Origin of the sequence: Mesorhizobium sp. M1D.F.Ca.ET.043.01.1.1, assembly GCF_003952385.1 — a bacterium.
Classification (GTDB): domain Bacteria; phylum Pseudomonadota; class Alphaproteobacteria; order Rhizobiales; family Rhizobiaceae; genus Mesorhizobium.
The window spans coordinates 4,562,226-4,588,183 of the sequence record NZ_CP034444.1; the positions used below are offsets into that span (position 1 = coordinate 4,562,226).

The 25,958-nt window shown below is 60.9% G+C and carries 19 protein-coding genes and 1 tRNA gene; 5 read left to right on the plus strand and 15 right to left on the minus strand.

Annotated elements, in window-relative coordinates; all coding sequences use genetic code 11:
• Positions 1–164: 164 nt before the first annotated feature.
• The 9 genes from EJ067_RS22075 to EJ067_RS22115 all read right to left on the minus strand — a co-directional run bounded on the left by EJ067_RS22075 (position 165) and on the right by EJ067_RS22115 (position 13,534).
• Positions 165–4,571, minus strand: coding sequence for an AAA domain-containing protein (locus EJ067_RS22075; RefSeq protein ID WP_126087353.1), 4,407 nt, complete (start codon positions 4,569–4,571; stop codon positions 165–167).
• Entirely contained in the window at positions 4,568–6,862 is a 2,295-nt protein-coding gene (locus tag EJ067_RS22080) for a hypothetical protein (RefSeq protein ID WP_126087354.1), read from the minus strand. The genes EJ067_RS22075 and EJ067_RS22080 overlap by 4 nt, the downstream gene beginning before the upstream one ends.
• 594 nt (positions 6,863–7,456) lie before the next feature.
• Positions 7,457–8,161, minus strand: a complete 705-nt coding sequence (gene queC, locus EJ067_RS22085) for a 7-cyano-7-deazaguanine synthase QueC (protein WP_126087355.1) — start codon at positions 8,159–8,161, stop codon at positions 7,457–7,459.
• A gap of 10 nt (positions 8,162–8,171) precedes the next feature.
• A complete protein-coding gene (gene queD, locus EJ067_RS22090) occupies positions 8,172–8,528 on the minus strand; it encodes a 6-carboxytetrahydropterin synthase QueD (protein ID WP_126087356.1) in 357 nt (118 codons plus the stop codon).
• Positions 8,525–9,160, minus strand: a complete 636-nt coding sequence (gene queE, locus EJ067_RS22095; RefSeq protein ID WP_126087357.1) for a 7-carboxy-7-deazaguanine synthase — start codon at positions 9,158–9,160, stop codon at positions 8,525–8,527. The genes queD and queE overlap by 4 nt, the downstream gene beginning before the upstream one ends.
• A gap of 3 nt (positions 9,161–9,163) precedes the next feature.
• On the minus strand, positions 9,164–10,264 hold the full coding sequence (gene dbpB / locus EJ067_RS22100; RefSeq protein ID WP_126087358.1) for a DGQHR domain-containing protein DpdB: 1,101 nt from the start codon (positions 10,262–10,264) through the stop codon (positions 9,164–9,166).
• Complete coding sequence (dpdA, locus tag EJ067_RS22105) at positions 10,261–11,550, minus strand: tRNA-guanine transglycosylase DpdA (RefSeq protein ID WP_126089702.1); 1,290 nt, start codon at positions 11,548–11,550, stop codon at positions 10,261–10,263. The genes dbpB (EJ067_RS22100) and dpdA overlap by 4 nt, the downstream gene beginning before the upstream one ends.
• On the minus strand, positions 11,550–12,692 hold the full coding sequence (gene dbpB / locus EJ067_RS22110; protein WP_245468014.1) for a DGQHR domain-containing protein DpdB: 1,143 nt from the start codon (positions 12,690–12,692) through the stop codon (positions 11,550–11,552). Before dbpB (EJ067_RS22110) ends, dpdA begins: the two co-directional genes overlap by 1 nt.
• Positions 12,689–13,534 (minus strand): hypothetical protein, encoded by an 846-nt coding sequence (locus EJ067_RS22115; RefSeq protein WP_126087359.1) that lies wholly within the window; start codon positions 13,532–13,534, stop codon positions 12,689–12,691. Before EJ067_RS22115 ends, dbpB (EJ067_RS22110) begins: the two co-directional genes overlap by 4 nt.
• Positions 13,535–14,312: 778 nt before the next feature.
• Here EJ067_RS22115 and EJ067_RS22120 point away from each other — a divergent pair.
• Positions 14,313–16,481, plus strand: coding sequence for a ParB/RepB/Spo0J family partition protein (locus EJ067_RS22120; protein ID WP_126087360.1), 2,169 nt, complete (start codon positions 14,313–14,315; stop codon positions 16,479–16,481).
• A gap of 234 nt (positions 16,482–16,715) precedes the next feature.
• Here EJ067_RS22120 and EJ067_RS22125 read toward each other — a convergent pair whose 3' ends face one another.
• Together EJ067_RS22125 and EJ067_RS22130 are read right to left on the minus strand one after the other, a co-directional pair.
• A complete protein-coding gene (locus tag EJ067_RS22125; protein WP_126087361.1) occupies positions 16,716–17,000 on the minus strand; it encodes an HU family DNA-binding protein in 285 nt (94 codons plus the stop codon).
• A 58-nt stretch (positions 17,001–17,058) separates the two neighbouring features.
• Positions 17,059–17,727 (minus strand): hypothetical protein, encoded by a 669-nt coding sequence (locus EJ067_RS22130; protein ID WP_245468015.1) that lies wholly within the window; start codon positions 17,725–17,727, stop codon positions 17,059–17,061.
• Positions 17,728–18,237: 510 nt separating this feature from the next.
• On the opposite strand from EJ067_RS22130, the gene EJ067_RS22135 reads away from it, so the two are divergent.
• Together EJ067_RS22135 and EJ067_RS22140 are read left to right on the plus strand one after the other, a co-directional pair.
• Entirely contained in the window at positions 18,238–18,864 is a 627-nt protein-coding gene (locus EJ067_RS22135) for a type IV toxin-antitoxin system AbiEi family antitoxin domain-containing protein (protein ID WP_126087362.1), read from the plus strand.
• The gene (locus EJ067_RS22140; protein WP_126087363.1) at positions 18,854–19,768 is read left to right on the plus strand and encodes a nucleotidyl transferase AbiEii/AbiGii toxin family protein; all 915 of its coding nucleotides are present in this window, start codon (positions 18,854–18,856) and stop codon (positions 19,766–19,768) included. The genes EJ067_RS22135 and EJ067_RS22140 overlap by 11 nt, the downstream gene beginning before the upstream one ends.
• 569 nt (positions 19,769–20,337) lie before the next feature.
• On the opposite strand, the gene EJ067_RS22145 is transcribed toward EJ067_RS22140, so the two are convergent.
• Together EJ067_RS22145 and EJ067_RS22150 are read right to left on the minus strand one after the other, a co-directional pair.
• Positions 20,338–20,414, minus strand: a tRNA-Arg gene (locus EJ067_RS22145).
• A 120-nt stretch (positions 20,415–20,534) separates the two neighbouring features.
• Positions 20,535–21,698: a M20 aminoacylase family protein gene (locus tag EJ067_RS22150; RefSeq protein ID WP_126087364.1), complete on the minus strand. Its 1,164-nt coding sequence runs from the start codon at positions 21,696–21,698 to the stop codon at positions 20,535–20,537.
• A 210-nt stretch (positions 21,699–21,908) separates the two neighbouring features.
• On the opposite strand from EJ067_RS22150, the gene EJ067_RS22155 reads away from it, so the two are divergent.
• Together EJ067_RS22155 and EJ067_RS22160 are read left to right on the plus strand one after the other, a co-directional pair.
• Complete coding sequence (locus EJ067_RS22155) at positions 21,909–23,075, plus strand: D-alanyl-D-alanine carboxypeptidase family protein (protein WP_126087365.1); 1,167 nt, start codon at positions 21,909–21,911, stop codon at positions 23,073–23,075.
• Positions 23,076–23,077: 2 nt separating this feature from the next.
• Positions 23,078–24,196 carry a GTP-binding protein gene (locus EJ067_RS22160; RefSeq protein WP_245468017.1) on the plus strand — a complete coding sequence of 373 codons (1,119 nt, stop codon included), beginning with the start codon at positions 23,078–23,080 and terminating at the stop codon, positions 24,194–24,196.
• 15 nt (positions 24,197–24,211) lie between these two features.
• Here the strand turns inward: EJ067_RS22160 and EJ067_RS22165 are convergent, their stop codons facing one another.
• Together EJ067_RS22165 and EJ067_RS22170 are read right to left on the minus strand one after the other, a co-directional pair.
• Positions 24,212–24,448, minus strand: coding sequence for a sulfurtransferase TusA family protein (locus EJ067_RS22165; protein WP_126087366.1), 237 nt, complete (start codon positions 24,446–24,448; stop codon positions 24,212–24,214).
• An 11-nt stretch (positions 24,449–24,459) separates the two neighbouring features.
• Positions 24,460–25,758 carry a murein L,D-transpeptidase family protein gene (locus EJ067_RS22170; protein WP_126089705.1) on the minus strand — a complete coding sequence of 433 codons (1,299 nt, stop codon included), beginning with the start codon at positions 25,756–25,758 and terminating at the stop codon, positions 24,460–24,462.
• Between the last annotated feature and the right edge of the window lie 200 nt (positions 25,759–25,958).

A 25,958-nucleotide genomic window follows, 5' to 3' on the forward strand; every position in this document is an offset into this window, starting at 1 on the left:
GATGCGCACGTCCATAGTCGGCGGCGTCGAACCAAGGCGCAAGGCCCTGAGTCGGTGGTCGCCAATGAACCGCTCTAGGATCGAAGCGACGCGTAACGTTGCCGGGGGCGGCAGCGTGGAGTGCCAAGCTGATGTCTTCTCGTCGTAGAGCGTCCGGTTGGTCCTCAGACGTTAAGACCTGCAGTTGAGGCAGGTTCACGTTCTCGAACAAGAAGTTGGATCCAGCCAACCGCAATTCGAATCTGGGCAAGGGTCTCAAGCGAATGCTCAGGTCGAGCTTGCTCCAAGGCGTGAGTCCAGAGTTGTTCGAGATCAGCAGCGCCGAACTCCAACCATACGTCCTCTTGGAATACCTCACGGACCATCGTTTCGGCCTCGGCCAAGGCTCCTGGAGCGAGCCTTCCGCCAGGTAACAATGGCGAAACTCCCACCACTGCCGCGAAGCGCGCCGCTCCGTCGAGCATTGCCGAAAGAACCTGACCGCGACGGACAAAATGGTTGTTGGGGTTTAGTGGGGTGTCGAACCCCCTGGGGTTCACCATCTCCGAGGGCCGCCTAAACCACCAACTGTCCCGCGCGGAGTAGAGCGAAAGGGTCACACCCGTTACGGGTCTATCATCAACGCCGCGTCCACCGCGGCCTTTACGCTGGATGAAACTTGCCAGATTCTGCGGGGCATACTGCTGGTAGACAAGCGAAATGTCGGGGTCGTCATAGCCGACTTCCAGCGAGGAGGTGGCGAACACCACGTCGCTGCGGCGGATCAACTCCTCGACTCTCCCTGTTGTCGCAGATGTCACCGGTTGGGGGGCTACGGTGAGCGGCCAGTCTCGCCGCCGCAACCCAGATGGGCCAACCTGGCGGCTGTCGTTTGCGGCGAACCACCAGCATTCGCCGTCCCGGAAGATTTCGCAGCCGTGCGGCTCTTGGCAGCAATCGGTACGAGGCTGACCTGTAACAGGATCGTCGGGATAGAAGCGCGTACGGAAACTTGCCAGGCGCTTGATCTCCTCAGCGTCCTGATAGACGGCGTGCAACCGACGAACCTTATCGATCGAATCTAAGAATACGAGACTGCGATACCCGCCCTGGTGACCGGTGCGCCGGCGCATCCCGTGAGCCAGGCACATGAAGCTCTGCACCGTGGTGGAGGCACCACTGATGTCTTGACCGCGAGACTCCGCCTCCGGCTGGACGAAATAGTAGTACTCGCGGCCCTTGGGATTCGGCTGACGCTCCCCGGCCGCAGTATCAGGAGTGATTGGTACCACATCCTCGCGGCCGATCAGCCGACCCCACGCAGTCGCCGGGTCGCCCAGTGTGGCGCTCATGCCAATCGCCAGAACCGTTCCACCGCCGCTATTTCGGGCGCAGCGCGCCGCCAGGCGACGAAGTGCGTACCCCACCTGAGCGCCGTGAATGTGGGTGTAGAGGTGAATCTCGTCGGCGAGGAGTGCGCGGGGCGGTGCCCAACCCTCCCTATCGCCAAAGAGCGAGCTATAATGCGGCGCATGCAGCCATTGGTGCAAGCTGTCGGTTGTCGGAAGGAAGAAATTTGGGGGCGTCCGCTCCAAGCCGACTTTGGTCCCGATCCAGCCGTCGTAGCTCCAGCCGCAATTTGTGCAACGGAGTGAGTCTGCCCCTTCTACGCCTTCCGCCTCATGCGCCAAGAGTTCGCGGTCGCACGTGGGGCAGCCGAAGAGCGGGAAGCTCCAGACCCCATTTGCTTGGCGCCGCCAACCGGCCGCCTCGTCCGCCACTGCAAAGGTCCGAGGCACCTGCGTGAACTGCAACCCCATCGTTACCGTCGGCATGCGGCTCTGCTGGGACAGCGCTGCGAGATAGCCAGCAAGCCGCTGAGCTTGGTTAGCCGCGAGCCGGGTTCGCGGATAAGTGAGTACTGCGCGCACGCCTCGCACACCACGCAGGCGGTCAGCCGCTGCCGCAGTGATTAGGGGCAATAGGGCAGCTTCGGTCTTCCCGGAGCCCGTATCCGCGGCAATGACGAAGCTCTGTGGCCCATCCCCACTCCAAGCAGCCAGAAGGCTTTGCAAGCCGCGTGCCTGGAAACCGGCGATCGCGGCCTTCGGCCCCCACATGCCCACCAAGGTTTGGCGCAACGCCTCAAGCACGTGCTGCTCTTCGCGAGGAAGTCCGGCCGAAACCGCCGCGAAGGCGGCGCCGACAGATTGGCCCCAATGCGGCTTGTCGCGGTCTCGTACCTCCACCTTAAGGCTGCGAACCACATACGGCCGTCGAGCGGCGTCGCCTGCTGCGAACCGCTGCTTAGCGTAACGGATTTCTCGTGCAAGTTCCGCCATACGGCTGCGGACGCGACCTTCCTCTGCGAGTAGCACCCAGCCGTCAGTGGCCAGACGCCCGATCGCCGCGGACACCTCAGTCCGATCACGGCGCATTTCGTCGGCGAGCGTCGCAGCCGACGTCCATGACTCGAAAACGCCGAAGTTGATGCGATGGGCCTCGGCGCTCTCAAGAGCATTGAGAACCTCGAAATCATCATCGCTGACTTCAGGCAATGTCTCGTTCGCCGCCGCGGGCTGCGGACTGGCAGTCGCAGGAATATCGATGGTCAGACCGCGTTCCGAATCCCTGATAGTGACCACGCTGTCCAGCGCCAGCGCCTGCAGGATCGGAAGCAAGATGTCCTGACCTCGGGCGTTCATCCATGCAAAGCGATCTCGTAAACGCCAGTAGAAGGGAGCAAAGGGACCGGACCGCGATTCCGTCACGACTTGGGCGATGCGCGCCCGCACACTCTCTATTGTCGCGGCATAGACCGTCCGAGTTGCGTCCAACGGGCGTGCCACCCAGAAGCCGGAACGCGGCTCGCTGAGGGTGATGTGACCAGCATGGTGTAGTGCCACAAGGTCTGGCAGTAGATCGTCGCGGCGTGCCAGCGCCTGGCCAAGGGCTCTCAGTGCAGCTCCATTGCGGCGGTCTGCCAATGCAACTTTTCGGACTGCCGCCAGCACAGCGAGTTGAGCGGCTGTCAGATCCGGCAAGGGCGGCTCAGCACGCGATGGCGGGTCTGCCAGGACAGCAGGCTCTTGAAAGCCGCGCGCTCGGATTTGAACCCGAACGCTGCCGCCCTGACCGTCAGGCAGAGTTCTCTCACCGATGACTGCGCAACCGAAAACAAACTCCCGCAGACGCTCGGCCTTGTCCATGAGGTCCTGGTCGCCCGGCACAGCGTCTAAAAGTCGACGACTGATGAGGACGATGAGCTTTCGCCGGGCTCGGGTGATGGCGACATTCAATCTCTCCGAACTGAAGATGAACTCCGCCTCGGCTAGTGCAAACTCCGCATCTGCGACCGTATAAGTGAGGATAACGGCGTCTCGCTCCTTGCCTTGGATCTTATCGACAGTGTCCACGAAGGCTCCACGCCGAAGCGTGGGGGGCAGAAGGCTTCGGATGGATGCATTCTGCGCTCGATGCGGGCTTATCACCGCCAGCCCATCCATCCAGAAGGCGTCAGTTTCCAGGCGTGGCTCGAGCAATTGCGCGAACCTTGCGGCCAAATGAGCCTCGAACGGATTACTGGTCGCGGCCGGTGGGCCGTCATGCAGAATCACGCACAACGGCAGATCGGGGGCGATGACGGCTTGTTCCCAGTCATCGAGACCATCTTGCCAACCGGTACGCAAGGCTAGCACCTCGTTCGGCACCGCGGATCGGTATTCGCCCGGATAGAAGGCGGCCTCCGGGAAGCGGGCGAGCGGGGCGTTTAGGCGGAAGGTTTCGTCCAACCGAAACTCCGGCGCACCAGCGGAAGCCATGAAGCTGTACAGCGAGCCTCCAAGCGCGCGATTATCCAGAGTCACGTCCCGCCCAGCACGAATGGGCGGCAGTTGACGATCGTCACCCGCCACTACGACGCGGCCGCCCGGCTTCATTCCCGCAAGGCCTAAGAGGCCATGACTGAGCACTAACTGGGAGGCCTCGTCGATGCAGACGAGGTCGAACAGTTCGCCTGTTAACCCATCGGCGTTCGGCGCTCGGTCAGCGGCTAGCAAGCGATAAAGTGACCATACAGAACCGCCAACCACTACTGCCGGCGCATTCAGGACAGAGAAAGCGTTGTCAAGACCATCGCCATAGAGGCGGTCCTGTACTCTCACATTCGACGCTACGCCGGCCTCCGGCGTATTGCCAAAAAACCAAACCTCCGGCCCTGCGGACCACGCCTCGTCTCGCCTTGCGGATACCGCATCGAGCAGATTGCCGATAGCATTGCGCGTGAAAGCGGTTGCGTAGACACGGCACGGCAATCCCGCCGCGACGCGGGCGTGCATGTAGCCGAGGATTAGCCAGGCGAGCAGATGGGTCTTACCGGTTCCTGGTGGACCTAAGACCAAGCCCGCTCGAGCGTTCGCCAGGCCTTGCCAGGCAACAATCTGCGCTGGGCGGAGCGGATACTGGCCGGGTTGCGCGAGCGCCGGCCCTACGAAGTTCTCTAGCGCGTCTAGCCAAATCTGCGGATCGTCCGCAGTAGCTGCGAACATCGCCGGTTCCCGGAGGAAGCGAAGCAGTTCTGTGCGAACGCTCATGCGACCGTCCGCGCTTGCGCGAGATCGACCAAGAACTGCGCTGCGCGCGGGCCGTTGATGTCGCCAAAGGCTTGATCAAGGCACCAGACGCTCTCTGTAAGTGACCGATCGAACATAGTCCGGAAGGTTGTTCCTAAGAAGTCGCTTTCCATCATGCTGATCCGGATCTGGTCTATTCGGTCCTCGAACCCTGGGCGGGGCGGTTCAAAGCGGCAGGCGATTGCGGGCCAGGCGGTGGGATCCAATCGTAAGTCTGGATCATCGTCCGTAAGAATCAGATTGAATGCACCTGGAGCGAGGTCGGTTTCCCTACTTTCCGGCGGAACGCGAAAGATCAACTGGCGCCGCCCCCGCTCGGCCCAGTGGCGAACGATATGAAGTCCAGTCATAGCGCGGCCGGAGTCCCGGCGCCGCCGAGCGTTCTGCGCCAGCGCTATCAAAGCCTCGAGCAACCCGGCCCGACTTTCAAGGATTTCGCACGCGAGAAGAAGGTCGAGATCCTCCGCATTAAGCGGATCGAATGTAGCGTGAAGCCTGAACGGGCGCTTTGCGAGCCGTAGAAGCGGCTGCGATGACGCCGCGCTCTGGGTAAAAAGCCACGTGATTACCTGCTGAAGCGCCTGAAGTCGCGCCGAGACATCCCTAGCCACCTGGTCCCGGCCCGGCGCATTGCGGCGGCCCTCGCGCAGGCCCCGAATTACCTCAATCGACAGCAGGGACGAAAAAGGTCGCTGAAAGGCCTCCTCCGGACGATATGGGGCGGCGATTGCTCCTGCATCCGCAAGTGCAAGGCTTACCTGTCGAAGATCGTAGGAGACCAGCGTTGGCAAGGCGTAGAGTTGCTCAATCACAGTACGAACGGCTGTGGCCGGCAAGTGGTGGGCACCTCGAAACTCTGGTTCCGGCACGATTTCCTCGGGCGGGAACAGTCGGACGAGATGCAATAGCCCGCCTCTAATCCGCGGGTCTTCGAGATGACGGCCAACCGCTTCCTGCAGTCGGACTGCCTCTGAGGGTTCATAGAGGAAAATGTGGGCGTAAATTTCGGCGCCTGCTTGGTTGGAAGCGTCGATTTCGACGAGATCCGACACAAGTTGACCTAGCACCGCCTCAATGGTGGCGGCTTCGTCCTCGTTGGACCCCGTCAACGGCACACGCACTACCTCCCGCACCCGCGCCCCATCCCGGTAGTGGGCGTAACCGATCGCTGCCAAACGATCGTCGACTGGGTCATGGTCGACGGACAGAAGCAGCATGGCGTCAGCCCTAGGAGGCATAAGGTAGGTATGAGCCTCTTCCGTCCGGCGAGGTTGCTGGGCGATGATGGCCTGTGCGCGGGTTGTCAGCAGGTCGGCACGTCGGCTTAGCGACCAACCAATACCGGGCACGTTGGCTAGTCCCGCGGCGCGGGCGAGGTCCCCCACTTGTCGCACGCCAAGCCGATGCAAGGAGCGTTTTGCCTCATGTGTAATCCCCGCCACTGCAGACACATCCCGGCCGGCCGGTGGCCTCGCCTCAGACACCGCGGCCATGCAGTGCTCGAGGAACTTACATTGCTCGCACTTGAAGTATAGATGGAAGAAGGTCTCGTCACGTCGCGGCGCACCCTCGCCAGGTTCGACGACGCGACTTGCGATCTGTGGCAGCAAATTTGCACAGAAATCGTCCACGAGGCGGAGGTAAGGCGCGAGGCCAAATTCCTCCCGGTAATATTCGTCACCGTCCGCAGTACCGCGGTCGGGGATTCGCCAAACATAGCCTGTGGGGCTCACCTCCGCTGAGACACCAAGTTCTTGCAGCAAGGCTTCGAGTACCCGCACATAGAAAGCAATCTGAGTTTTGTGAAAGGACGTTGCTCGGCGGGTCGCCTTGACATCGATAACGGTAAAGATCGTCCGCCCGCCTACAACCTCGCGATGGATAAGATCTGGGAAAACGCGCTTTAGATTGACACCTGTCCCCTCCAGAATCGGCAGGGACGATCGAGGCCGCAAGTTCAACTGTGATGCGAATTGCTGGCGCGAGTGTCCGCGGAGGAAACTGATAGCGTCTGCCTCTACCAACCCAAAATCACCCGGCGGTGGGCGAAGTACTCCTGCCTCATCGTTCAGCCGGCGCAGGACTCTTTCTTCGTAGTCAACGCCGAGCATTGCCCAGGACTGTTCTCGCACATCAACAGCGATCGGGAGTGTCGCCAGTTCTTCGTCAGTAAATAGCTCGTATCGAACCTTGCGTTCGCAGCGATACTGAAACCACGCTTTTACTGTCGACGCGCTCAAGGCAAGAGCCATGGAAGGCGCCTCTTTCTTTGTCACGAGACTCTGATGATTACTCCACCATAGCGCACGAGCTTAATGGAGTGCTATCGAAAGCGCATTTTGGGTCATGTCTGAATTGAATTATGCACTTCCGCCTAGACGCGTTATCGCTTACGCCCCGAAACTCCTATATGCTTGCCGGACAGAATGGATCAGGCGAATGTCTAGACGACAGGGTACGGGCGACTACGCAGGCGGGTCAACTGTAGTTTCCTCTACCGGATGGGGATTTAGCCCTCTGGCGCCAATCCCCCCCAAACCAAAGCGCGCCAATCCAATCCATTTTGAGCCAAAGGCGAAGGCGGCCAAAAAGCCAGAACCCGATAAGATACACGCTCCCTTTCTCGGCATTGGGCGAGGAAGTCGAAAGAAGCCAAAGAGGTAAGTGCCAACCGGACAAGGACAGAAGCGTCCCTTTGATGTGGTCGGCAACGCCAATGGGAAACAAAAGTTTCGTGCCAATGGCGCGAAGGTCGTAACTTGGACAAACGCCTAGACCTGTCGGCAGTCCGCTGTCGCCGTTTGCCATCAATCAGGCAGTGCACCAGAGGGCACCGATTTCGATGTTTAGGCTGCGGCGGCTACGTAGCGATCCCACCCTGCCGCACGGAGTTCGCACGCCGGACATATACCACAGCCATATCCCCAGTTGTGTAGGTGAGCGCGATTTCCATTGTAGCAAGTGTGTGTTTCTCGGCGGATCAAATCCACGAACTCGTCGCCACCTAGGCTATGGGCCAAGCGCCATGTCTCAGTCTTGTCGATCCACATCAGCGGAGTGTGGACCACAAACCGCGCATCCATGCCGAGATTAAGGGCGAGTTGCATCGCCTTCATCGTGTCGTCACGGCAATCCGGATAGCCTGAATAGTCGGTCTCACATACTCCCGTGACGATGTGCTTGGCGCCACGTCGGTAAGCAACAGCCGCTGCAAAGGTCATGAATAGAAGATTGCGCCCAGGCACGAATGTGTTGGGAAGGCCATTCTCCTGCATGGCAATCTCAACGTCCCGTGTCAGGGACGTTTCGCTCACCTGACTTAGTACCGCAACGTCGATAAGATGATCGTCGCCCAGTTTGCCCGCCCACTTAGGGAATTGCTGTCTTAACGCGTCGAGCACTGCCGGCCGCACATCCAGTTCAACTCGATGCCGTTGCCGGTAGTCGAAGCCTATTGTCTCAACATGGGCGAAGCGGTCGAGCGCCCAGGCGAGGCAGGTCGTCGAATCTTGTCCTCCGGAAAACAGAACAATCGCGTGATCGTCTTTCATGACGTATGCCTCATCGTCCTTCATATTCCGCCCAGCAATCCGGTGTCTCAAACACAGTCACTGAGACCGTTTGTGGAAGGTGCGGCTTGATGCGATCCCATATCCAGATCGCAATGTTCTCAGCGGTCGGATTTTCCAGCCCCTCGACGTCGTTGAGGCAATAGTGGTCCAGTCGCTCTAGAACGGGGCCAAAGGCCGCCTCAACATCGAAGAAATCGACGACGAAACCCGTATGCGGATCGACTGAACCCTCCAGCCGTAACTCCACGCGATAGGAGTGCCCATGCATACGATGGCACCGATGAGTCTTCGGTACATTCGGCAGGCGATGCGCAGCTTCAAAGGTGAATGCCTGTGTGATTTTCATCGAATTCCCAAGTGCTTGTGGGTTTGGAGGCTGAGTTGCCAGCGGGGATTGGCCAAGCAGTACTCGACTGCAGCTTGGGTATTGGATGAGCGTTGGGGGCCATCCATCGGCTGGAGCAGGAAATGGTCGAACGCCAACGCCTCGAACCGCTCCGGTTCGGCGCCGACCTGCGGGAACACCAGCTTTAGTTCGTTTCCTTTCGTCAGGGACAGTGGTGCGCCAGCCTTCGGGCTTACGCAGATCCAGTCGATCCCTGGAGGCGGCATTAATGTGCCGTTTGTCTCAACGGCAATCTCAAAACCCGCTTCGTGGAGGGCGGCCACCAACGACGCGTCGATCTGAAGCATAGGTTCGCCACCTGTGAGGACCACGAAGCGACGCCGCATCTCACCTGGTGGCCATTTTTCTGCGATCGCGTGAGCAAGATGGTTAGCGGTGCGAAAGCGTCCGCCGCCATCTCCATCCGTGCCGACAAAATCTGTATCGCAGAACTGGCAGATCGCCTTAGATCGATCGACCTCTCTTCCTGACCAAAGGTTGCAACCGGCAAATCTGCAAAATACAGCTGCGCGGCCGGCGTTCTGACCCTCGCCTTGCAGCGTGTAGAAGATCTCCTTCACCGCATAAGCCATGGATCACGCCGCCTCTACAGTTTTTGGCAAAGCTCGTTTCAGTTCCTGCACGAGATACATCGACAACTGTCGTATGTCCGAGGGAACATTCTGCAAGCCATTCCAGCGCCGATGTTCGTGTCCGAACACCCATTCACCCGAACTCCAGGCCGTGCGACCCTTCAAATGCCGTAACCCTCTAGCGAACGCCTGCCGGTCCTCGGCGCCCGTCATCACGTGCAGGGCTTCCATGACGTAACCCATCGCAATGATCCCGGCGCCGTGGACGAGTCGAGAGGTCTTGGGCGACTTTCCATCCCAATCATCAGCAAACACGTGCCTCACGGCATGGAAGAATTCGCTTACCAGATCCACGCCGTGACCGAGCAGCAAATGGTTGTCATCGGCGTAGAGGCGGAGCGCACCGTCTGTCAGGGAGTTCATGACAACACGCTGCAAAACCGTGTCGCGAATGATGCCTTTCGGGTTTGTCTGTTGGCGGATCATTCCGCGCAAGGCCGAGCCTTCGCGATAGTTCAGCGCCTCAATCACAAGCGCCGCTTGGCTACGATTGGACATGCGCGGCGGCAGATCGCTGACTTGCGGCAGCAGTTCATAGACAAGCGCCTTAGGCAGCGGCCGAGTGTTGTTGATGAGAATGAATTGCTTTTGAAGCTCCTCAAGGCTGTCGCAGATAAAGCCGGACACAAGGACCTCGAACTCTCGATCGCGCATTTCGCTGAGGGCCGTAAATCGTTGCTGGCCATCGACGATCCAGCCCGGGGCTCCGCCGGTCACATCGATCGTCAGGTGACCGAACTTGCCCTCGCTACTACCGCTAGGAGACGGCAACATCTCAAGGCTTGCGGAACCCATGAAGGCTACGACAATCGGATTCGGGAGAATTGCGCTGGGTTTTTCGAGATAGTCACGAATCTCGCGAATGTGACCAGCAATCTGCGGCCGCTGAAATCCCTGCAACACGCCAACTTCGTCGCGACCTGCTCGCTCAATCCTGGCGAAGCGAGCGACTTCGCTGGCCTTGGCCGCAAAGCTGAAAACCGGCAGCGCCTCACTTTGGCGAGGCACGACAACATCAAAATGGAGAAGGCGCGTTCCACTCATGCTGCATCTGCCCGAAAGTCACAGAGGTGTTGATGGAAAACATGAAGATTGTGCATTCCGCGCCTTTTATTTCGATTGGAATTTCTGAAGATTAGAGCCTCGACGCCGCCCTCACGGCAGACACGGCAGTCGCACCCTTCCCAGGGCCGATCCTCGAGCGTGCGCGCGTATATTCGCCGCTGCCGATTTAGTGAGTCGGCTCGTCGCGACGGCGATACTTCGTCGTCCCAATTGAGCGCATCCCAATAGGCCATCACCGCGTCCAGTGCTTCCTCAATGCCAACTTCTCGCCGTGCCACCTTGCGCACGCCTTCGAGAGCGGCTTTTTCCAGCGTTCGCGCTTCTTCTTGGTTGATGCGCCCTTCGAGAGCCTTATTTTTCAGCCGGTTGTTCTCGATCGCCTGCGGGATGCGAATAGCAGTGTAGTAGGAGAGTTCCCCCGTTCTGCTGCGCACCCAATAGTTTTTGCGCGCGTCCTTGAAGGCTCGCATCAGAGGGGATGTGGTGTCAAAGCTTGTGACGCCATGACGTTCAATGTCTGCAAGCTGCTCAATCTTCCCAAAGCCTAGAAGGTGCAATCGGACATGTTGGGGCACCGCGTCCCGGACCGCTGCCAACGCCCGGCGGATCTGTTCAATTCTGAGCGGAACAGTGCCGCCAACCGCCAAATAGTTGTAGCCCATTTTTGCCAGACCGACGGCTGCGTCTGCCATGCTCGGGGCGGACCACCCTTGAATAACGCCCATCGGAACAAACCGAGGGCCTAGGCTCTTTGCCGCGTGGATGAACTCCGCTGCATTCTGCTGAGTGATTTCGAAGCGACGGCGAGTGTCTTCGGGCACCTCGGATGGCAAGCGCTCCGCGCCTTGGTCATCAAAATCGAAAATCAGATGGTCAGGCGAGCAGCCATGCGTGAAGCCGCCGTCCCCATAGAACTCGACCGTGTCCGCCGCTCGATATGGAGGCTCGGGCAAATTGCGATAGGTGAATGCGCCACAGTCACCCATCATCATGCTGTCGGGAAAGCGCTCCTTTGGATAGCGAAGAAACCGTCTGGCGCCCTCTCGCCGAAATCTCATCAACTGGGCTTCCGTATACTTGCCCAGAATGAGAGCGTCGCCCACGATGCCACGGGAGACCAGGATTCCGTCATATGGCGCTACATCCAAGAACTCATGCGGGAACTGGTCGTCTCGATGAACGGCGCGTCCGGCCCCGTTTCGATCGGCGATAAAGTCATAGGCTGGATCGACGAAATCCAGACTGTCTGCAAACACAAACTTCATCACGCGACCTTTGCGAAGGAGTGCACGTGATCAAGACGCGCCAACTGTTCTGAAAGCAGCCTTATGTCTCGGCTGACATTCTGGATATCGTCCCAATTGCGATCTATGTCAGGCCAGCGCCCTCTCGTCCAACAGCAATATGGCGCTATGCGAGACAGCGCATCGATGGCGTGGCGCCGAAGGTCATTCGACCCCAACGCCCGGGACATGATGCGATCCATCAGATACCCCATCGCCTCGATTCCGGCCGAATGCATCAGTCGGCTCTCCGTCGGCGGTCGTGCCCAAGCGTCAGGAAACACCTCTCTCACTGCCCCCCAGAACGCGGCAAGGACCCGGTACATCCCAAGGCAGTCGGCATCGCGCGAGGATGATGCCTTGTAAGGCGCGAGCACACCAAGCGGGCTAGTGATGCTGTTGCGCACCACCTTGATCAGAGCCGTATCGATGATCACGGCTTGTGAGTTCTCGTCGGACAATCGCCTGATCAAGTTCCGAAGCGGGGAGTCGGGTGCGGTGTTGAGCAAGTTCACGATTTCGCTGGGAATGCGACGCGGGGCGAGATCGCGTGGCAGATCGGCCTCCACCTCGGGCAGCAGTTCGTTGATCAACCGAGGTGGCAGTGGACGCGCTTTGTTGACCAGGATGAATTGCTCACGATGGGTCGACAGATCTTCAGACACAAAGGCGACCACCGGGACGGGAAAGCCTTTGTTTTTTGCCTGCGCGAGCGCGATTGAGCGCTGCTGTCCGTCGACGATCCAGGCTGCTTTCGTTCCGTCCCTGGGTATCGGAATGCGCAGTGTACCCGCTTGAGACGCTTTGACATCACCATCGGGCTTGCTTCCCCGACTTTGTGTGAACACCGCGTGCGGCGAAATCGCCAGGATAATCGCGTTCGGAAAGAGCACTGAACCTTGGTCGAGAAACTCTACAATGGACTGAACGTGGTTGCGGATTTCCTTGCGCTGGAAACCGTGCAGTGCCCCTTGCGAATCCCTCTGGACGCGGCTGATCTCGGCAATCCTGAGCAAATCGGCTCCGGGCACGAAGAAGGCATAGACATCGATCCCGTCGGCCTGCTGTGTCCGCAGGGCGCGTATCGCGAGCATAGGGTCACTGCCGAGTTTTCTGCGCGTCATCCGATCCCCCTGTCACCGGTTGCCACACGATACAGCCGAGAGAAGCGCGCCTGCTCACAGGCAACCCCTTCCTCGTCTCGCAAAACGCGCAGCAAGCGTCCGATTCCCGCCATCTGCGGCAAATGGCGCTTGATCAGGACAAGAACGTCCTCGTCAGAGACCCGCGGCCGTTCGCGCCGCAAAGGCGCGCTTCGGCCCGTCAACACCGACTCGACCCAAACGCGATGGCTGTTCGCGTCAGCGCCGGGACGCGCGAGGAGGCCTTCCGAGACAAAGTGCACCAGCGCGCGCTGGGGAAAGTCGGCCCGTGTTCCAGGCAAAATCGCTTCAAGGCGTTCGTCGTAGGGCAACAGACCGGACAAAAGTCGCGATGACAGGACACTGTCGAGGTTTACGCCAATGATGCGCAGTCTTGCCACGGCCCCATCCGGCAACGCCTCAAGATCTGATGCCAGCATACGGGCATAAGGTTGGGTGAGCGCAATCACCACAGGCCGCGTGGGTTCGCTCGCCAGAACCCGAGACAAGGACGTCGCGAAGGGACTTCCCTGGATGGCATGCCACCATGAACCCGAGTTGAAGTGGCCATGAACACGCGCGCATATGCTCTCAGGCCCGCGTCCGCTGACGGTCAACCCATAAGAGGGAATGCGGCGTTCCGCCGACAAGAGGCCGAGCCCAGCTGAGGCAACATAGAGAGGCGCATTCGCCGCCCTGGACGCCTGCAGAGCCAGTTGGAACCCACGGCCCCCATAGAGATTCATCGCCTCGCACGCAATCGGCAGGGTGACGAGTTTTTTCAGCCACGCACTTTCCAGGTCTTGCTGCGATGAAATTGGCAACGAAACTGCACACGCTTCGTGCTGTGGAGACACTCGCTTGCGACTTGCACAAGGCACTACGAGGGCGGCAGCAGCACTCAGCAATTGCACTTTTTTCCCCCTCCTATCCACAAATATGGCCCGTTAACTGTCACCGATTGAGGTCACTTCTGTCGCCCCTGGCCCGGTTTGCCGCAGCAGAGTCCAATGCCGGAACGACACAAAGACCACTGTTTTTCGACCATAGTGAAAATCTTGTGCCGTAGCTACGCCAAAATTGCTTACGCGTCAAACCAACTCGCTTTAACTGTGACCAAAGCTGTTCACAAAGTCAGAGATCGCGCAGTTTTGAATCGAGTAGCGAGATCATAGGGGCTGAAAACTGCGACCGATCCTGGTCGCAATATCTCCGATGACAGGGCTGGGCGTTCGGCGCGAAAACTGCGTTGTGCATCTGACCGTCAATCAACAGAGCAGCCTCTCAGTGGCTTGCGTCAGGAAACCCCTTACACGACTTGGGCAATTCATTGTGGGCTTAAGGCGCTGATCCACCGGATTAAGGGGGAGAGATGGTCTTGGCCATCTCTCCCCCGCCAACGCCGCCTGCGCGAGGGCGGGGCCGCCCGCTCGCAGGGCGGCTCACAGCCGTGATCCTCGGTCCTGAACCATCCACCCCGCTCGACGCGCAACCCAGCCCTGCTCGCCGGCAATGGCCCCCCTCTCTGCCGCGCGCTCACGCGCCCCCGGGAGGCATGTCGGGGACATGCCTCCGGCATTTACGAGAGAAAGGATCAGGACAATGGCAAGGACATCGAAGAAGACGAAGACCGCCACGGTGCCGGTGGCGGATCAAGCGGAAGCGGTTGGCGCTCCCGCGAACGCGGAGACGGCTGCGGTTCCGGAGAGCGGCATGGAGGTTTTCATTCCGCTCGACAAGCTGAAGAAGTCGCCCCGCAATGCGCGGAAAACGCCGCACAGGGAGGCGATCATCGAAGCCTATGCGGCAAGCATCGCCACCAAGGGCATTCTGCAAAACCTCGTGGTGGAACCAGAGCTTGACGGTGACGGAGCGGAAACCGGCTCCTATTTCGTCAGCATCGGCGAGGGCCGCAGGCTGGCGCAACTGCTTCGCGTAAAACGCAAGGAGATCAAGAAGACCGAACCGATCCGCTGCGTGATCGACGCCAGGAATGATCCCTTCGAAATCAGCCTTGACGAGAACATCACCCGCGAGGATATGCACCCTGCTGATCAGTTCGAGGCGTTCCGCCGCCTCAACGAGGAAAATGGATGGGGCGCGGAGGAAATCGCCGCCCGCTTCGGTGTCACCCCCCATGTCGTGCGGCAACGTCTACGGTTGGGCGCGGTCAGCCCGAAGCTCGTGCAGGTTTACCGCGATGGCGATCTGACTCTGGACCAACTGATGGCCTTTGCCATCACCGAGGATCAGGCACGCCAGGAGCAGGTCTTTGAGCACCTGACCTACAATCGTGAGCCTTACATTATCCGCCGAGAACTGACGCGGACGCACGTGGAGGCGACCGACCGCCGCGCGATGTTCATCGGCGCAGAGGCTTACATCGAGGCCGGCGGCATGATCATCCGCGACCTGTTCACCGATGATCGCGGTGGCTTCTATGACGACCCGGCCTTGCTTGACCGCATGGTCATTGAGAAGCTGGAAGGGATCGCGGAGAGCGTCGGGCAAAGCGAAGGCTGGAAATGGGCGGACGTTCACATCGACTATCCGCATGCCCATGGCCTGCGCCGCACCTATCCACAGCAGGTCGCCTTGTCAGAGGAAGACGAAGCCGCCTACACGGCGGCATCGGAAGCATTCGATCGACTGACAGCGGAATGGGACGGCGCCGAGGAATTGCCCGACGACGCCGACCAGCGTTTCGGGGAGCTTGAGGCCGAGATCGAGCGCATCGATGCGCTTCGCAATGCTTACGATCCCGGCGACATCGCGCGTGGCGGCATGTTCGTCGTTCTGTCTCATGACGGAACGGCCCGTATCGAGCGCGGCTTCATCCGCGCCGTGGACGAGCTGCCCGAGACGGAAGCGGAAACCAGCGCTGACGGGATCGGCTATAGCGTGAGCGAAGATGGCGAAATCATCGACACTGACGTTGAGACCGCCGCCGATATCGGAGACGACGAGGATGGGGAGGAGGACGGCAAGCCGCTGTCCGACCTTCTCGTCCGCGACCTGACTGCCCACCGAACGCTTGGCCTTCGCCTTGCACTTGGGGAGCAGCCAGACATCGCCCTGATCGCAGTGGCGCATGCACTTGCCGCGCAAACCTTCTATCAGGGCGTGGAAGCCCACTGTCTCGAAATCCGCCCGACCAGCGCCTATCTTGCCGGTCACGCGGATGGCATTGAGGACACGGCGGCGGGCAAGACACTGGCGGATCGTCATGCGGGATGGGCAGCGGACATGCCGCGCGACGTGGCCGACCTGTGGGGCTTTATCGCCTCGCTCGACCACGCCAGCGTTATGGCGCTGTTCGCACACTGTGCCTCGCTCACGGTCAATGCCGTGAAACAACCTTGGGAGCGCAAGCCGCGCGCCCATGAGACAGCGGACAGGCTGGCAACGGCGGTCGCACTCGACATGACAGCGCATTGGCGGCCCACAGCGCGCACCTATTTCGGGCGGATCACCAAGGCGCATATCGCTGGCGCCATGCGGGAGGCCGTCAGCGATGAGGCAGCCGAGCGGCTTCTTACGATGAAGAAGCAGCCGATGGCGGACGCCGCCGAGCAACTGCTTGCCGGGACTGGCTGGCTCCCGAGCCTGTTGCGAACCTCGGAGCCTCAAGCACAGTCGAGATCGCAGGACGAGGCCGCCGACCCGGTGATGGAACAGGGCGAGGCGGTTGCGCCCTCCGGAGAAGCGGACTCATCCGATACTGGTGATGCGGCCGACCAAGGCGAACAACTCCATATCGCAGCCGAATAAGTTGCAGCCGGAGCCGTTTCGACGGTTCCGGCACTTCTTCCATTGATCGACTAGAATTTTCGGCCGCGCTGATCAGCGCGGCCGAGACCTCGAGAGCACGACATCTGCAATTCAACGCAAGCGTGGAGAGCCGCAGGCTCGATGCACGCCCATTTTGACTTGTCGCCGCCCGACGAAAACCTGGACTGGTTGCGTGTCGCTATGGCCGGCAGTTCCCATCGCCCTGGGCGCGCGTCAGCCGTTGTTCACAGTGTCCTTGAGAGCCTTGGCGGGCTGAAACACCAGCTTCTTCGATGCGGCGATCTTGATTGTAGCACCGGTCGACGGATTGCGGCCCTCACGCGCCGGCTTGTTCTGCACCTTGAATTTGCCGAAGCCATTTAGAGACACTTCCTCGCCCTTGGCGGCGGCCTCGGTAATTCCTTTCAGCACGTCCTCGACCACAGTCTTGGCCTGTGCCTTCGACAGGCCGTGCGCAGTAGCAAGACGCTCCGCCAGGTCAGTGGTGTTTACAGCCATCTTCCATCCCCTCCGTTGTTGATTGGAACCTTCGCCTTATTGCACAGCTTTAGGGAAGTCAGGAATAGGCAATCACCCGAAAACGTCCGCAGGGCTTGTCCTGTTCTGTTGTCCAGGAATGCGTCAGTTGCCAAGGCTTGGCTGAGCGTATGAGTCTGCTGTCCTCACGATGGTAGTCACCATTGAGGTATCGCATCGTCACTCTTTCGGTCATCTCGGTGAGAGCGAGTGCGACTGGCACCGTGTCGATATAGAAGACAGTCGGTCGGTCCGGAGCCCAGATGCTCCCGGAGTGATAGGGTCCATACTTGCGATCCTTTCGCTCTACCTCCTGTTCCTTGACGTTGATGCGATAAAGATCATCGGCAGCCGGGGCGATGTGAACTCGGTATCCTTGTTCATCCAAAGCAAGGTAGAGGTCGTTGGCGATCGAGAGCGCGCGAAGCAGTGCTGTTTCTGATGAAATCAGATCTGGCAGAATCCGCTTGTAGGGCCTTAGGAACTCGCCGTCTTTCACATCCCGCGTTTTTCGCAAATGTTCTTCGACACCAAACAGCAGCGGATGACGGGCCGGACGACGGGGTTTCGCTACGCGCCTGGTCTTCCGCGCAGAGCCTTCTTCCGGCGATCTCTTTGGCCTTGGTTTCGGGGTCGATGGCGTGATCTCAATGGTCTCATCAGATGCCTCTGGCAGCGCTGGTAGCTCCGACGGGAGCCCGAGAGACATGCGGGTCCAGTACCCCGATCCGGGGTAGGGTACCTGATATCGTTTGCAGATTGCGGCCAGCGCCGTGCCAGAAATTCCGAGCTCTGGGGCGACTTTACTGAGCGGTCTGTCGCACACCCGTTGATAGAGCTCAGAACGGTCAGTTGCATTAGCGAAAGGTCTCAATTCGATTGTGGCCGATATCGCACTGCCCGGATAGGCAAGGCAGGTGTGTCTCTCCGGTTGTGCGTCATTGAAGCGTCCATTTCCATCGCCTATAGCCGATCCCGTTGCATATCGAGATGCGTCACCCTGAACCTTGAGACCATGAGCCGCAGTGCCCCGGCTTAGATGCAGGGATGATGGCCGCATCTTGCGGATGCGTTGACTTTCCCCGGTCAGAGTGATGCCGTCACCGTAGATTCTGTGCCGGTGGATCCTACTGAATAGGTGGAAGGGCTGCTTGCCGACTTTCACCGACCGATGTAATAAAACGTCGGAACTTACCTGTAGTTACCGACAGTTTGATACATGACTGAATCCGTTGAAACCTCTCAACGCAACCTTGCGGTCAGTCTGATTGAGCGCCATGGGATCATGCGCCTGTCGGATCTGAAACGCCGAGGGATCAATCCGGCTACACTGGCGCGTCTGGTTGACGAGGGCATCCTCCATCGCTCCTCACGTGGGCTCTATGAACGCGCGGATGCCGACGTTGACATTTCTCATTCCCTGGCCGAGGTCGCGACCCGTGTTCCGAAAGGTGTGATCTGCCTCGTATCGGCGCTCCAGTTTCACGAGATTACGCTGCAGCTGCCGCGCAGCGTCTGGATCGCAATCGGCTCCAAGGACCGTAAGCCGACGATCGACTACCCGCCAATTCGTATTGCCCGCTTCAGCGAAAAGGCGCTCACCCTTGGCGTCAAGACCTACACCATTGACTCGGTGTCTGTCCGGATATTCGATCCGGCCAAGTCGATTGTCGACTGCTTCCGCTTCCGCAACGTCGTCGGCCTCGACGTTGCAATGGAAGCGCTGCGCATGGGCTGGCGATCCAGAAAGGCCAAACCCGACGAAATTGCCCGGTATGCCCAGGCGCTGCGCATCTGGAGCGTCGTTCGGCCCTATCTCGAAAGCGCAGTTGCCGATGAGGGATAGGCCGGCAAATTTTCCAGCATCGGTTTTTGCCCGGCTCCGCAACATCGCGCGACACAAGCAGACGGACAATCAGCTCATTCTGAGGCGATACGCCATCGAGAGGCTGCTTTATCGGTTGAGCATCTCCCCGCATCGCGATCAGTTCATCCTGAAGGGTGCGATGCTCTTCACAGCGTGGCTCGACGATCCGTTTCGCCCCACGCAGGATCTCGATCTTCTCGGATTTGGCAATCCCGCCGTAACGGCGATCCGCGCCGTTTTCGAAACGATCTGCCGGATCGAGGCCGAAGATGACGGACTGGTGTTCGACGCCGATGGCCTCAGCGTCGAGCCGATCCGTGAAGACCTGCAATATGGCGGCGTCAGGGTGAAGACGACGGCGTTTCTCGGGAGGACCCGAATCCCGGTGCAGGTCGACATTGGCTTTGGCGATGCCGTTACGCCGGCGGTGCAAGAACTGGAATTTCCATCGCTTCTGTCCGCCGAACGTCCCTTGCTGAGAGCCTATCCCAGAGAGACCGTAGTTGCAGAGAAGCTTCAGGCGATTGTCGCGCTTGGCCAGGCGAATAGCCGCATGAAGGATTTTTACGATCTGCTGGCGCTATCGCGCCTGTTCGCGTTCGAGGGCCGATCGCTGACGCCGGCAATTCGGGCAACATTTGCACGCCGTGACACGCCACTGCCCACCGACACACCGCTTGGCTTGAGCATTGCTTTTGCCGAGGACGGCGAGAAGGCAAGGCAATGGTCGGCGTTCGTCGGAAGGGAACCGCTGCTTTTGCGGCCGTCGGATTTCCCCGCTACGATCATCAGCATTGCGGAATTCCTTCTTCCGCCGCTCGAGGCGGAGGCCTCCGGCCACAGTTTCGAGCGCCTCTGGCCGGCGGGCGGACCGTGGACATAAAGCTCGAATCTGCTCTGCCTTGTGAGCCTGAAAAGGCGCCCAACTCGAGCCTGCTCGGCCTCAAGGATGTGGAAAACCTGCCTGCCGAGCACTGGAAGTCGAGCAACCTGGATCGCGTGCCCGAATATCGGCATCGTTGCGTACAATAAGCTGGAGCGCATCCTGGCTCGAAAAGACTGATGAGCAGTCGTTGGTCAGTTGCCCTTGTCAGTCCCCTCATTTTAGGCCTGACCATATGCAGACCAGCGAAACCGCCTTGCAGCCCCAGCACATGAGGGCGCTCATTCGGCGCTCCTCGCCGGGGGCCGTCGGTCCCGCGTCCCGCCCTCGGCGGCGCTATGCTGACGCTCCTACGGCTGCCCTCTTAACCGGTCTCGTCGCTGCAGTCGGTTCCGCGTCCCGGCGCTGAAGGCCGGCGCAAGTGCTGACGCTCCTTCGGCTGCGTTGTTTGCATAGCCAGGCTGCGCCGTCGGCCGGGTCGGCCGAATCAAATTGGAAGTTTGCCGTATTAATTGCCGTACTAATTGGCAAAAAAGTACGGCAGAAATTTCCTAAGCCATTGAAAAGATTGGTGATCCCGACAGGAATCGAACCTGTGACCTACAGATTAGGAATCTGCCGCTCTATCCTACTGAGCTACGGGACCACGCGGCCCGACACATAAACGCTTCGGGCCGGTTCGCCAAGAGGCGTTACCGGCCGATCGCCAGTGTCTTGCTGCGTGGCGCCGGGCGGCGGCCAGGCGAGATCGCCTCTCCGCTAAGCGTCAGGCGGCCAGCGCCGTCTCGGCCAGCCGCACCCAGTAGCTCATGCCGTGCGGGATGACCTCGTCGTTGAAGTCGTAGGCCGGATGGTGGAGGCCGGCCGAGTCGCCGTTGCCGATAAAAATGAAGGCGCCGGGGCGTGCTTCCAGCATGTAGGAAAAATCCTCGCCGCCCATCACCGGCTGGATGGCGCGGTGGACATGGGCGTCACCGGCGACGCCGGCGGCGACATCGCTGGCGAAGACCGTCTCCTGCGCATGGTTGAAGGTGACGGGATAGTTGGCATCGAAGTCGACCTCGATCGTCGCGCCGAATGCCGACGCCAGGCCGGCGCAGATGGCGCGCATGCGCTCTTCCGCCTTCCTGGCCACTTCCTTCTTCAGCGTGCGCACGGTGCCGGCGATCTCGGCCTGTTCCGGAATGACGTTATAGGCATCGCCGGCATGGAACTTGGTCACCGACACCACGACGGCCTCGACCGGATCGGTGCTGCGCGAGGCGATGGTCTGCAAGGCGCCGACCAGCTGGCTGGTGATGACGATCGGGTCGATCGTGCCGTGCGGCATGGCGGCATGGCCGCCGTGCCCTTTGACGGTGATGGTGAATTCGGCGGTCGCCGCCATGATCGGGCCGGGCTTGATGGCGAACTCGCCGACGGGAAGGCCGGGCATATTGTGCATGCCGAACACCTTCGCGATGCCGAAGCGCTCCATCATGCCGTCCTTGACCATCTCGTTGCCGCCGCCGCCGCCTTCCTCGGCCGGCTGGAAGATCACCGCCACGGAGCCGGCGAAATTACGCGTCTCGGCGAGATATTTGGCCGCGCCGAGCAGCATGGCGGTGTGGCCGTCATGGCCGCAGGCATGCATCTTGCCGGGAACGGTCGAGGCATAGGGCTTGCCGGTGATCTCGTTGATCGGCAGCGCGTCCATGTCGGCGCGCAGGCCGATGGTCGAACCCTCGCCGTTGCGGCCGCGGATGATGCCGACGACGCCGGTCTTGCCGAGCCCCGTCACAACCTCGTCGCAGCCGAAAGCCTTCAGCTTGTCGGTGACGAAGGCGGCGGTCTGGAACACGTCGAAGTTCAGTTCCGGCGTCTGGTGCAGATGGCGCCGCCAGCCGGCGACTTCGTCCTGCATTTCCGCGGCACGGTTGAGAATCGGCATAATCGGTCCATTTCTTTGTTGGAGCGAACGGTTAAGGCCGCTGCTCAGCAATTGTGATTGTGGCGCTTTGCCATTTTGGCGTCACATAGGGTAAATAGCACCGCATGGTGCGGCCGGGTCGAGGGACGGTCCGCACCATGCTGGCCGTCGCGTAACGAAATCTTACGGAGCCAGCGGCAATTACGGCAAGAGGCGATTTCGGAATTGATCATGCGGCAAGGGCATTTCCTCAACCTATTGCTTGCGGGCGCGCTGGCGCTGCCGGTGCTTTCCGGCGCTGCGCGGGCCAATCCGGTGGTGCTTTTCGACCTCACGAGCGGCAAGGTGCTGGAGCATCAGGACGCCTTCAAGCGCTGGTATCCGGCCTCGCTCAGCAAGCTGATGACGGCCTATGTCGCGTTCCGCGCGATCGCCGCCGGCGAGGTGGCGCTCGATTCGCCGATCAAGGTGACGAAACACTCGGCCGGCGAGCCGCCGAGCAAGATGGGCTTCAAGCCGGGCTCGGTGATGCGGCTCGACAATGCGCTGAAGATGATGCTGGTCAAATCGGCCAACGACATCGCCATGGCCATCGGCGAGAACATCGGCGGATCGCAGGCGGCCTTCGCCGACCGCATGAATGCCGAGGCCGCCAGGCTAGGCATGGTCGGAACGCATTTCGTCAATCCGAACGGGCTCTATTCGCCGGACCAGTACACGACCGCGCGCGACCTTGCCGTCCTGGTGACGGCGCTCCGCAATGATTTTCCGCAATATGCGCCGTGGTTCTCCATCGAAGGACTTGCCGTCGGCAAGAAGGCGCTCCCGAACTACAATCTGCTGATCGGCCGCTACCCGGGCGCCGACGGCATGAAAACCGGCTTCGTCTGCTCGTCGGGATTCAACATGATCGGCTCGGCGACCCGCAATGGCCGCACGCTGGTCGCCGTCGTGCTCGGCGAAAGATCGGCGATCAGCCGCGCCGAGACGGCGGCGAAGCTGCTCGACCAGGGTTTTGACGCACCGGCTGCCGGCTCGACGACGCTTGCGGCGCTCCAGCCCTATGGCGACACGCTGTCGCCCAACGATCTGCATGACGAGATCTGCAAGAAGAAGCCGAAGAACGAGCAATCCGAGGCAGCGCCCACCGTTGCCGCCAAGGACAAGCCGAAATCGCCCTATCAGGTGAAGCTCGACCACCCGACACTGATCGCGGTCGGCCTCGGCGGCGCGACCGGACCGGCGCCCAAGGCCTTCATCGACCAGACCGATCAGAACTATGCCGATGTGCCGCTGCCGACCTGGCGGCCCGACAAGCCGCTGCCGGCCGGCGCCGCGCCCGCCGCCACCGCGTCCGCCGCGGCGCAAGGGGATCAGCCGGCCAAGGCGGCGAACTAGCGATGACAGGGCAGATGCGCGGCGGCTTTCCCATCCCCGTCTCGGTGGTCACCGGCTTTCTCGGCGCTGGCAAGACGACGCTGCTCAACCGGCTGCTCAAGGATCCGGCGCTTGCCGACACGGCGGTCATCATCAACGAGTTCGGCGAGGTGGCGATCGACCATCTGCTCGTCGAGCAGGCCACCGACGGCATCATCCAGCTTTCCGACGGCTGCCTCTGCTGCACGGTGCGCGGCGACCTCGTCGACACGCTGGCCGATCTCGTCGACCGGCTGCAGACCGGCCGCATCGCCAAGCTGGCGCGTGTCGTCGTCGAGACCACAGGGCTTGCCGATCCCGCCCCGGTGCTGCAATCGATCATGGCTCACCCGGCGCTGGTGCAGGCCTTCCGGCTGGACGGCGTGATCACGCTCGTCGATGCCGTCAACGGCGAGGCCACGCTCGATGCGCTTGTGGAAGCCGTGAAGCAGGCGGCGGTCGCCGACCGCATCGTGCTGACCAAGACCGATCTCGCCGAGGCAAGCGATGTCGAGGCCCTCAGGGCCCGACTTCACCAGGTAAATCCGGGCGCCGTCCTGCTCGACGTCAATGATCCCGCTGCAGGCGCCGCGGCCCTGTTCAATTGCGGCCTCTACAATCCCGAAACCAAGAGCGCCGACGTGCGGCGCTGGCTCGGCGAAGAGGCCGCTGATGATCACGACCATCATCACCACGGCGATGACCACGGCCATCACCATCACGACCACCGCCACGATGCCCGCGTGCACGCCCACTCGCTCGTCCATGACGGGCCGGTGCCGTTCTCGGCGATCGAGATGTTCCTCGATCTGCTGCGCTCGACGCATGGCGAGAAGCTGCTGCGCATGAAGGGCGTGATCGAGCTCGCGGAAGACCCGTCACGGCCGCTGGTCATCCACGGCGTGCAGAAGATCCTGCATCCGCCGGCAAGGCTGCCGGCCTGGCCGGACGGGCAGCGCGGCACCCGGCTGGTGCTGATCACGCTCGATATGCCGCAAGACTATATCCAGCGGCTGTTCGCCGCCTTCACCAACAAGCCGTCCATCGACACCCCGGACAGGACGGCGCTCGAGGCGAATCCGCTCGCGATCGCCGGGCTGTAAGCCGAAAAGACAAGCTCAGGCGACGCCGCGCTCGACGAGGAAACGATGGCCGCCGGCGACCGCGGCCGTCTCGATCAGTTCATGGCCGGCATCGGCGCAGAATGCCGGAATGTCGATCACGGCCAGCGGGTCGGTGGTTTCCAGCCACAGGCGGCTGCCCGGCCGCATCGCGGCCAGCCGTTTGCGGGCCTTCAGCACCGGCAACGGGCAATTCAGCCCCTTCAAGTCGTAGATAGCGGTTGATCTGGCCAAGATCGAAAAATCTAGCCGCCGAACATGCCGAGCAGCTTCTTCTTCAGCTTGGACACGGTGCCTTCGTCGGCACTTGCGGCCTGCTGCGCTTCCGGTGCCGGTTGCGCGGGAGCCGCCTCGACGCCCGCGGTGACCACCGGCTGCTGCGCGGCCTGCTTGGCGGCTTCCTTCTCGGCCAGAGCCTGCGCCTTGGCTGCTTCCTTGGCGGCCTTGGCCGCCTCGATCGCCGCCAGCCGCTGCTCCTCGGCCTTGCGCTTGGCCTCTTTCTCGGCGTCGAGAGCGGCCATCTTGCGACCCGCAGGCGAATCGATGCGGCCCATGCGCGTTGTCTCCGTCACCGAGCCGTCGGAATTCATCGACGGCGGGTCGATCGGCACGCGCTCGCCGCGGGCGCGGCGCTTCGACCAGTCGGAAACGAGGCTGGCTTCCTTGATGCCGGCAATGGTCGGCTTGGGCGCCGGGGTGCTCGAGTTCACGGCCGCATTGTAGGCCGCGTCATAACGCTTCTCGTAGTCGGCATAGGCCGTCTTCAACGAGTCCGGCTGGGTGCTTGCCGGGCAGGCGCCAGTCGGGTCGAAGGTCGTGCCTTCGGGCGCGACCTGGTTGAAGACGTAGCGTTTTTCGCAGACGTCGACCTTCGGCGGCACCTTGGTGATCTCGAAATTGTCGTAGCCGACCTTGAGCATCTTCCAGAACTCGTAGTTCGGGTCGTTGCGGTAGCGCGCCATGTTGGCGGCGGTCATGCGGAACGGGAAGGCCTGGATCTGGAAATCGGTCTGGCCGCCCTGGAAAGCGTCACGGCCGAAGGCGTAGATCTGCTCGATCTGGGCGTCGGTCATCGAATAGCAGCCCGACGACGAACAGGCGCCGTGCACCATCAGATTGGCGCCGGTGCGGCCGTTGGCGCGGTCATAGGCGTTGGGAAAGCCGATGTTGAAGGACAGGTGGTAGTTCGAGCGCGGATTCATCTGCGCCGGACGCACCGTATAGAAGCCTTCCGGCGCCTGGCGGTCGCCCTCGGTGTATTTGGGGCCGAGCTTGCCCGACCATTTGCAGATGTCGTAGGTGGCGACGAGATCGTAGCGGCCGTTGGTCTTGGCCTTCCAGATCTCCAGCTTGCCTTCTTCCTTGAAGATGCGCGCCATCACCGAGGAGGTGCGCACCATGCCCTTGGCCTTCATGTCGGCAAGGATCTTGTCCGGCAGCGGCTTGTTGGCCTCCGGCGCGAAGTCCTTCATCGACGAATCATTGCAGCCGGCAACGCCTATCGCGGCGATCAGGACTCCGGCACGGGCAAGCTTGGCAAACATCGGTACGGCTACGTCTTTTCTCTCGGCCAATGGCTTCGGCATGGCCAGGTCCGCAGGCTGAACACCAATGGACCGTAAGCCCGTTAACCTTGAAAATTCCTTACCGCAAGCCTCAGCCAACCCCTCACGGCGATTTCCATTGAACCGAATCCGGCGGCATTTTTGTGGCGAAATTGGTCATCCTCGCCACAGTTGAATGC

What these genes read in the sequence shown, in the direction of transcription:
- EJ067_RS22075 (WP_126087353.1), bottom strand. Translation starts at nt 4,571, where the DNA reads ATGAGCGTTCGCACAGAACTGCTTCGCTTCCTCCGGGAACCGGCGATG.
- EJ067_RS22080 (WP_126087354.1), bottom strand. Translation starts at nt 6,862, where the DNA reads ATGGCTCTTGCCTTGAGCGCGTCGACAGTAAAAGCGTGGTTTCAGTAT.
- queC (WP_126087355.1), bottom strand. Translation starts at nt 8,161, where the DNA reads ATGAAAGACGATCACGCGATTGTTCTGTTTTCCGGAGGACAAGATTCG.
- queD (WP_126087356.1), bottom strand. Translation starts at nt 8,528, where the DNA reads ATGAAAATCACACAGGCATTCACCTTTGAAGCTGCGCATCGCCTGCCG.
- queE (WP_126087357.1), bottom strand. Translation starts at nt 9,160, where the DNA reads ATGGCTTATGCGGTGAAGGAGATCTTCTACACGCTGCAAGGCGAGGGT.
- dbpB (WP_126087358.1), bottom strand. Translation starts at nt 10,264, where the DNA reads ATGAGTGGAACGCGCCTTCTCCATTTTGATGTTGTCGTGCCTCGCCAA.
- dpdA (WP_126089702.1), bottom strand. Translation starts at nt 11,550, where the DNA reads ATGAAGTTTGTGTTTGCAGACAGTCTGGATTTCGTCGATCCAGCCTAT.
- dbpB (WP_245468014.1), bottom strand. Translation starts at nt 12,692, where the DNA reads ATGACGCGCAGAAAACTCGGCAGTGACCCTATGCTCGCGATACGCGCC.
- EJ067_RS22120 (WP_126087360.1), top strand. Translation starts at nt 14,313, where the DNA reads ATGGCAAGGACATCGAAGAAGACGAAGACCGCCACGGTGCCGGTGGCG.
- EJ067_RS22125 (WP_126087361.1), bottom strand. Translation starts at nt 17,000, where the DNA reads ATGGCTGTAAACACCACTGACCTGGCGGAGCGTCTTGCTACTGCGCAC.
- EJ067_RS22130 (WP_245468015.1), bottom strand. Translation starts at nt 17,727, where the DNA reads ATGTCTCTCGGGCTCCCGTCGGAGCTACCAGCGCTGCCAGAGGCATCT.
- EJ067_RS22135 (WP_126087362.1), top strand. Translation starts at nt 18,238, where the DNA reads ATGACTGAATCCGTTGAAACCTCTCAACGCAACCTTGCGGTCAGTCTG.
- EJ067_RS22140 (WP_126087363.1), top strand. Translation starts at nt 18,854, where the DNA reads ATGAGGGATAGGCCGGCAAATTTTCCAGCATCGGTTTTTGCCCGGCTC.
- EJ067_RS22150 (WP_126087364.1), bottom strand. Translation starts at nt 21,698, where the DNA reads ATGCCGATTCTCAACCGTGCCGCGGAAATGCAGGACGAAGTCGCCGGC.
- EJ067_RS22155 (WP_126087365.1), top strand. Translation starts at nt 21,909, where the DNA reads ATGCGGCAAGGGCATTTCCTCAACCTATTGCTTGCGGGCGCGCTGGCG.
- EJ067_RS22160 (WP_245468017.1), top strand. Translation starts at nt 23,078, where the DNA reads ATGACAGGGCAGATGCGCGGCGGCTTTCCCATCCCCGTCTCGGTGGTC.
- EJ067_RS22170 (WP_126089705.1), bottom strand. Translation starts at nt 25,758, where the DNA reads ATGTTTGCCAAGCTTGCCCGTGCCGGAGTCCTGATCGCCGCGATAGGC.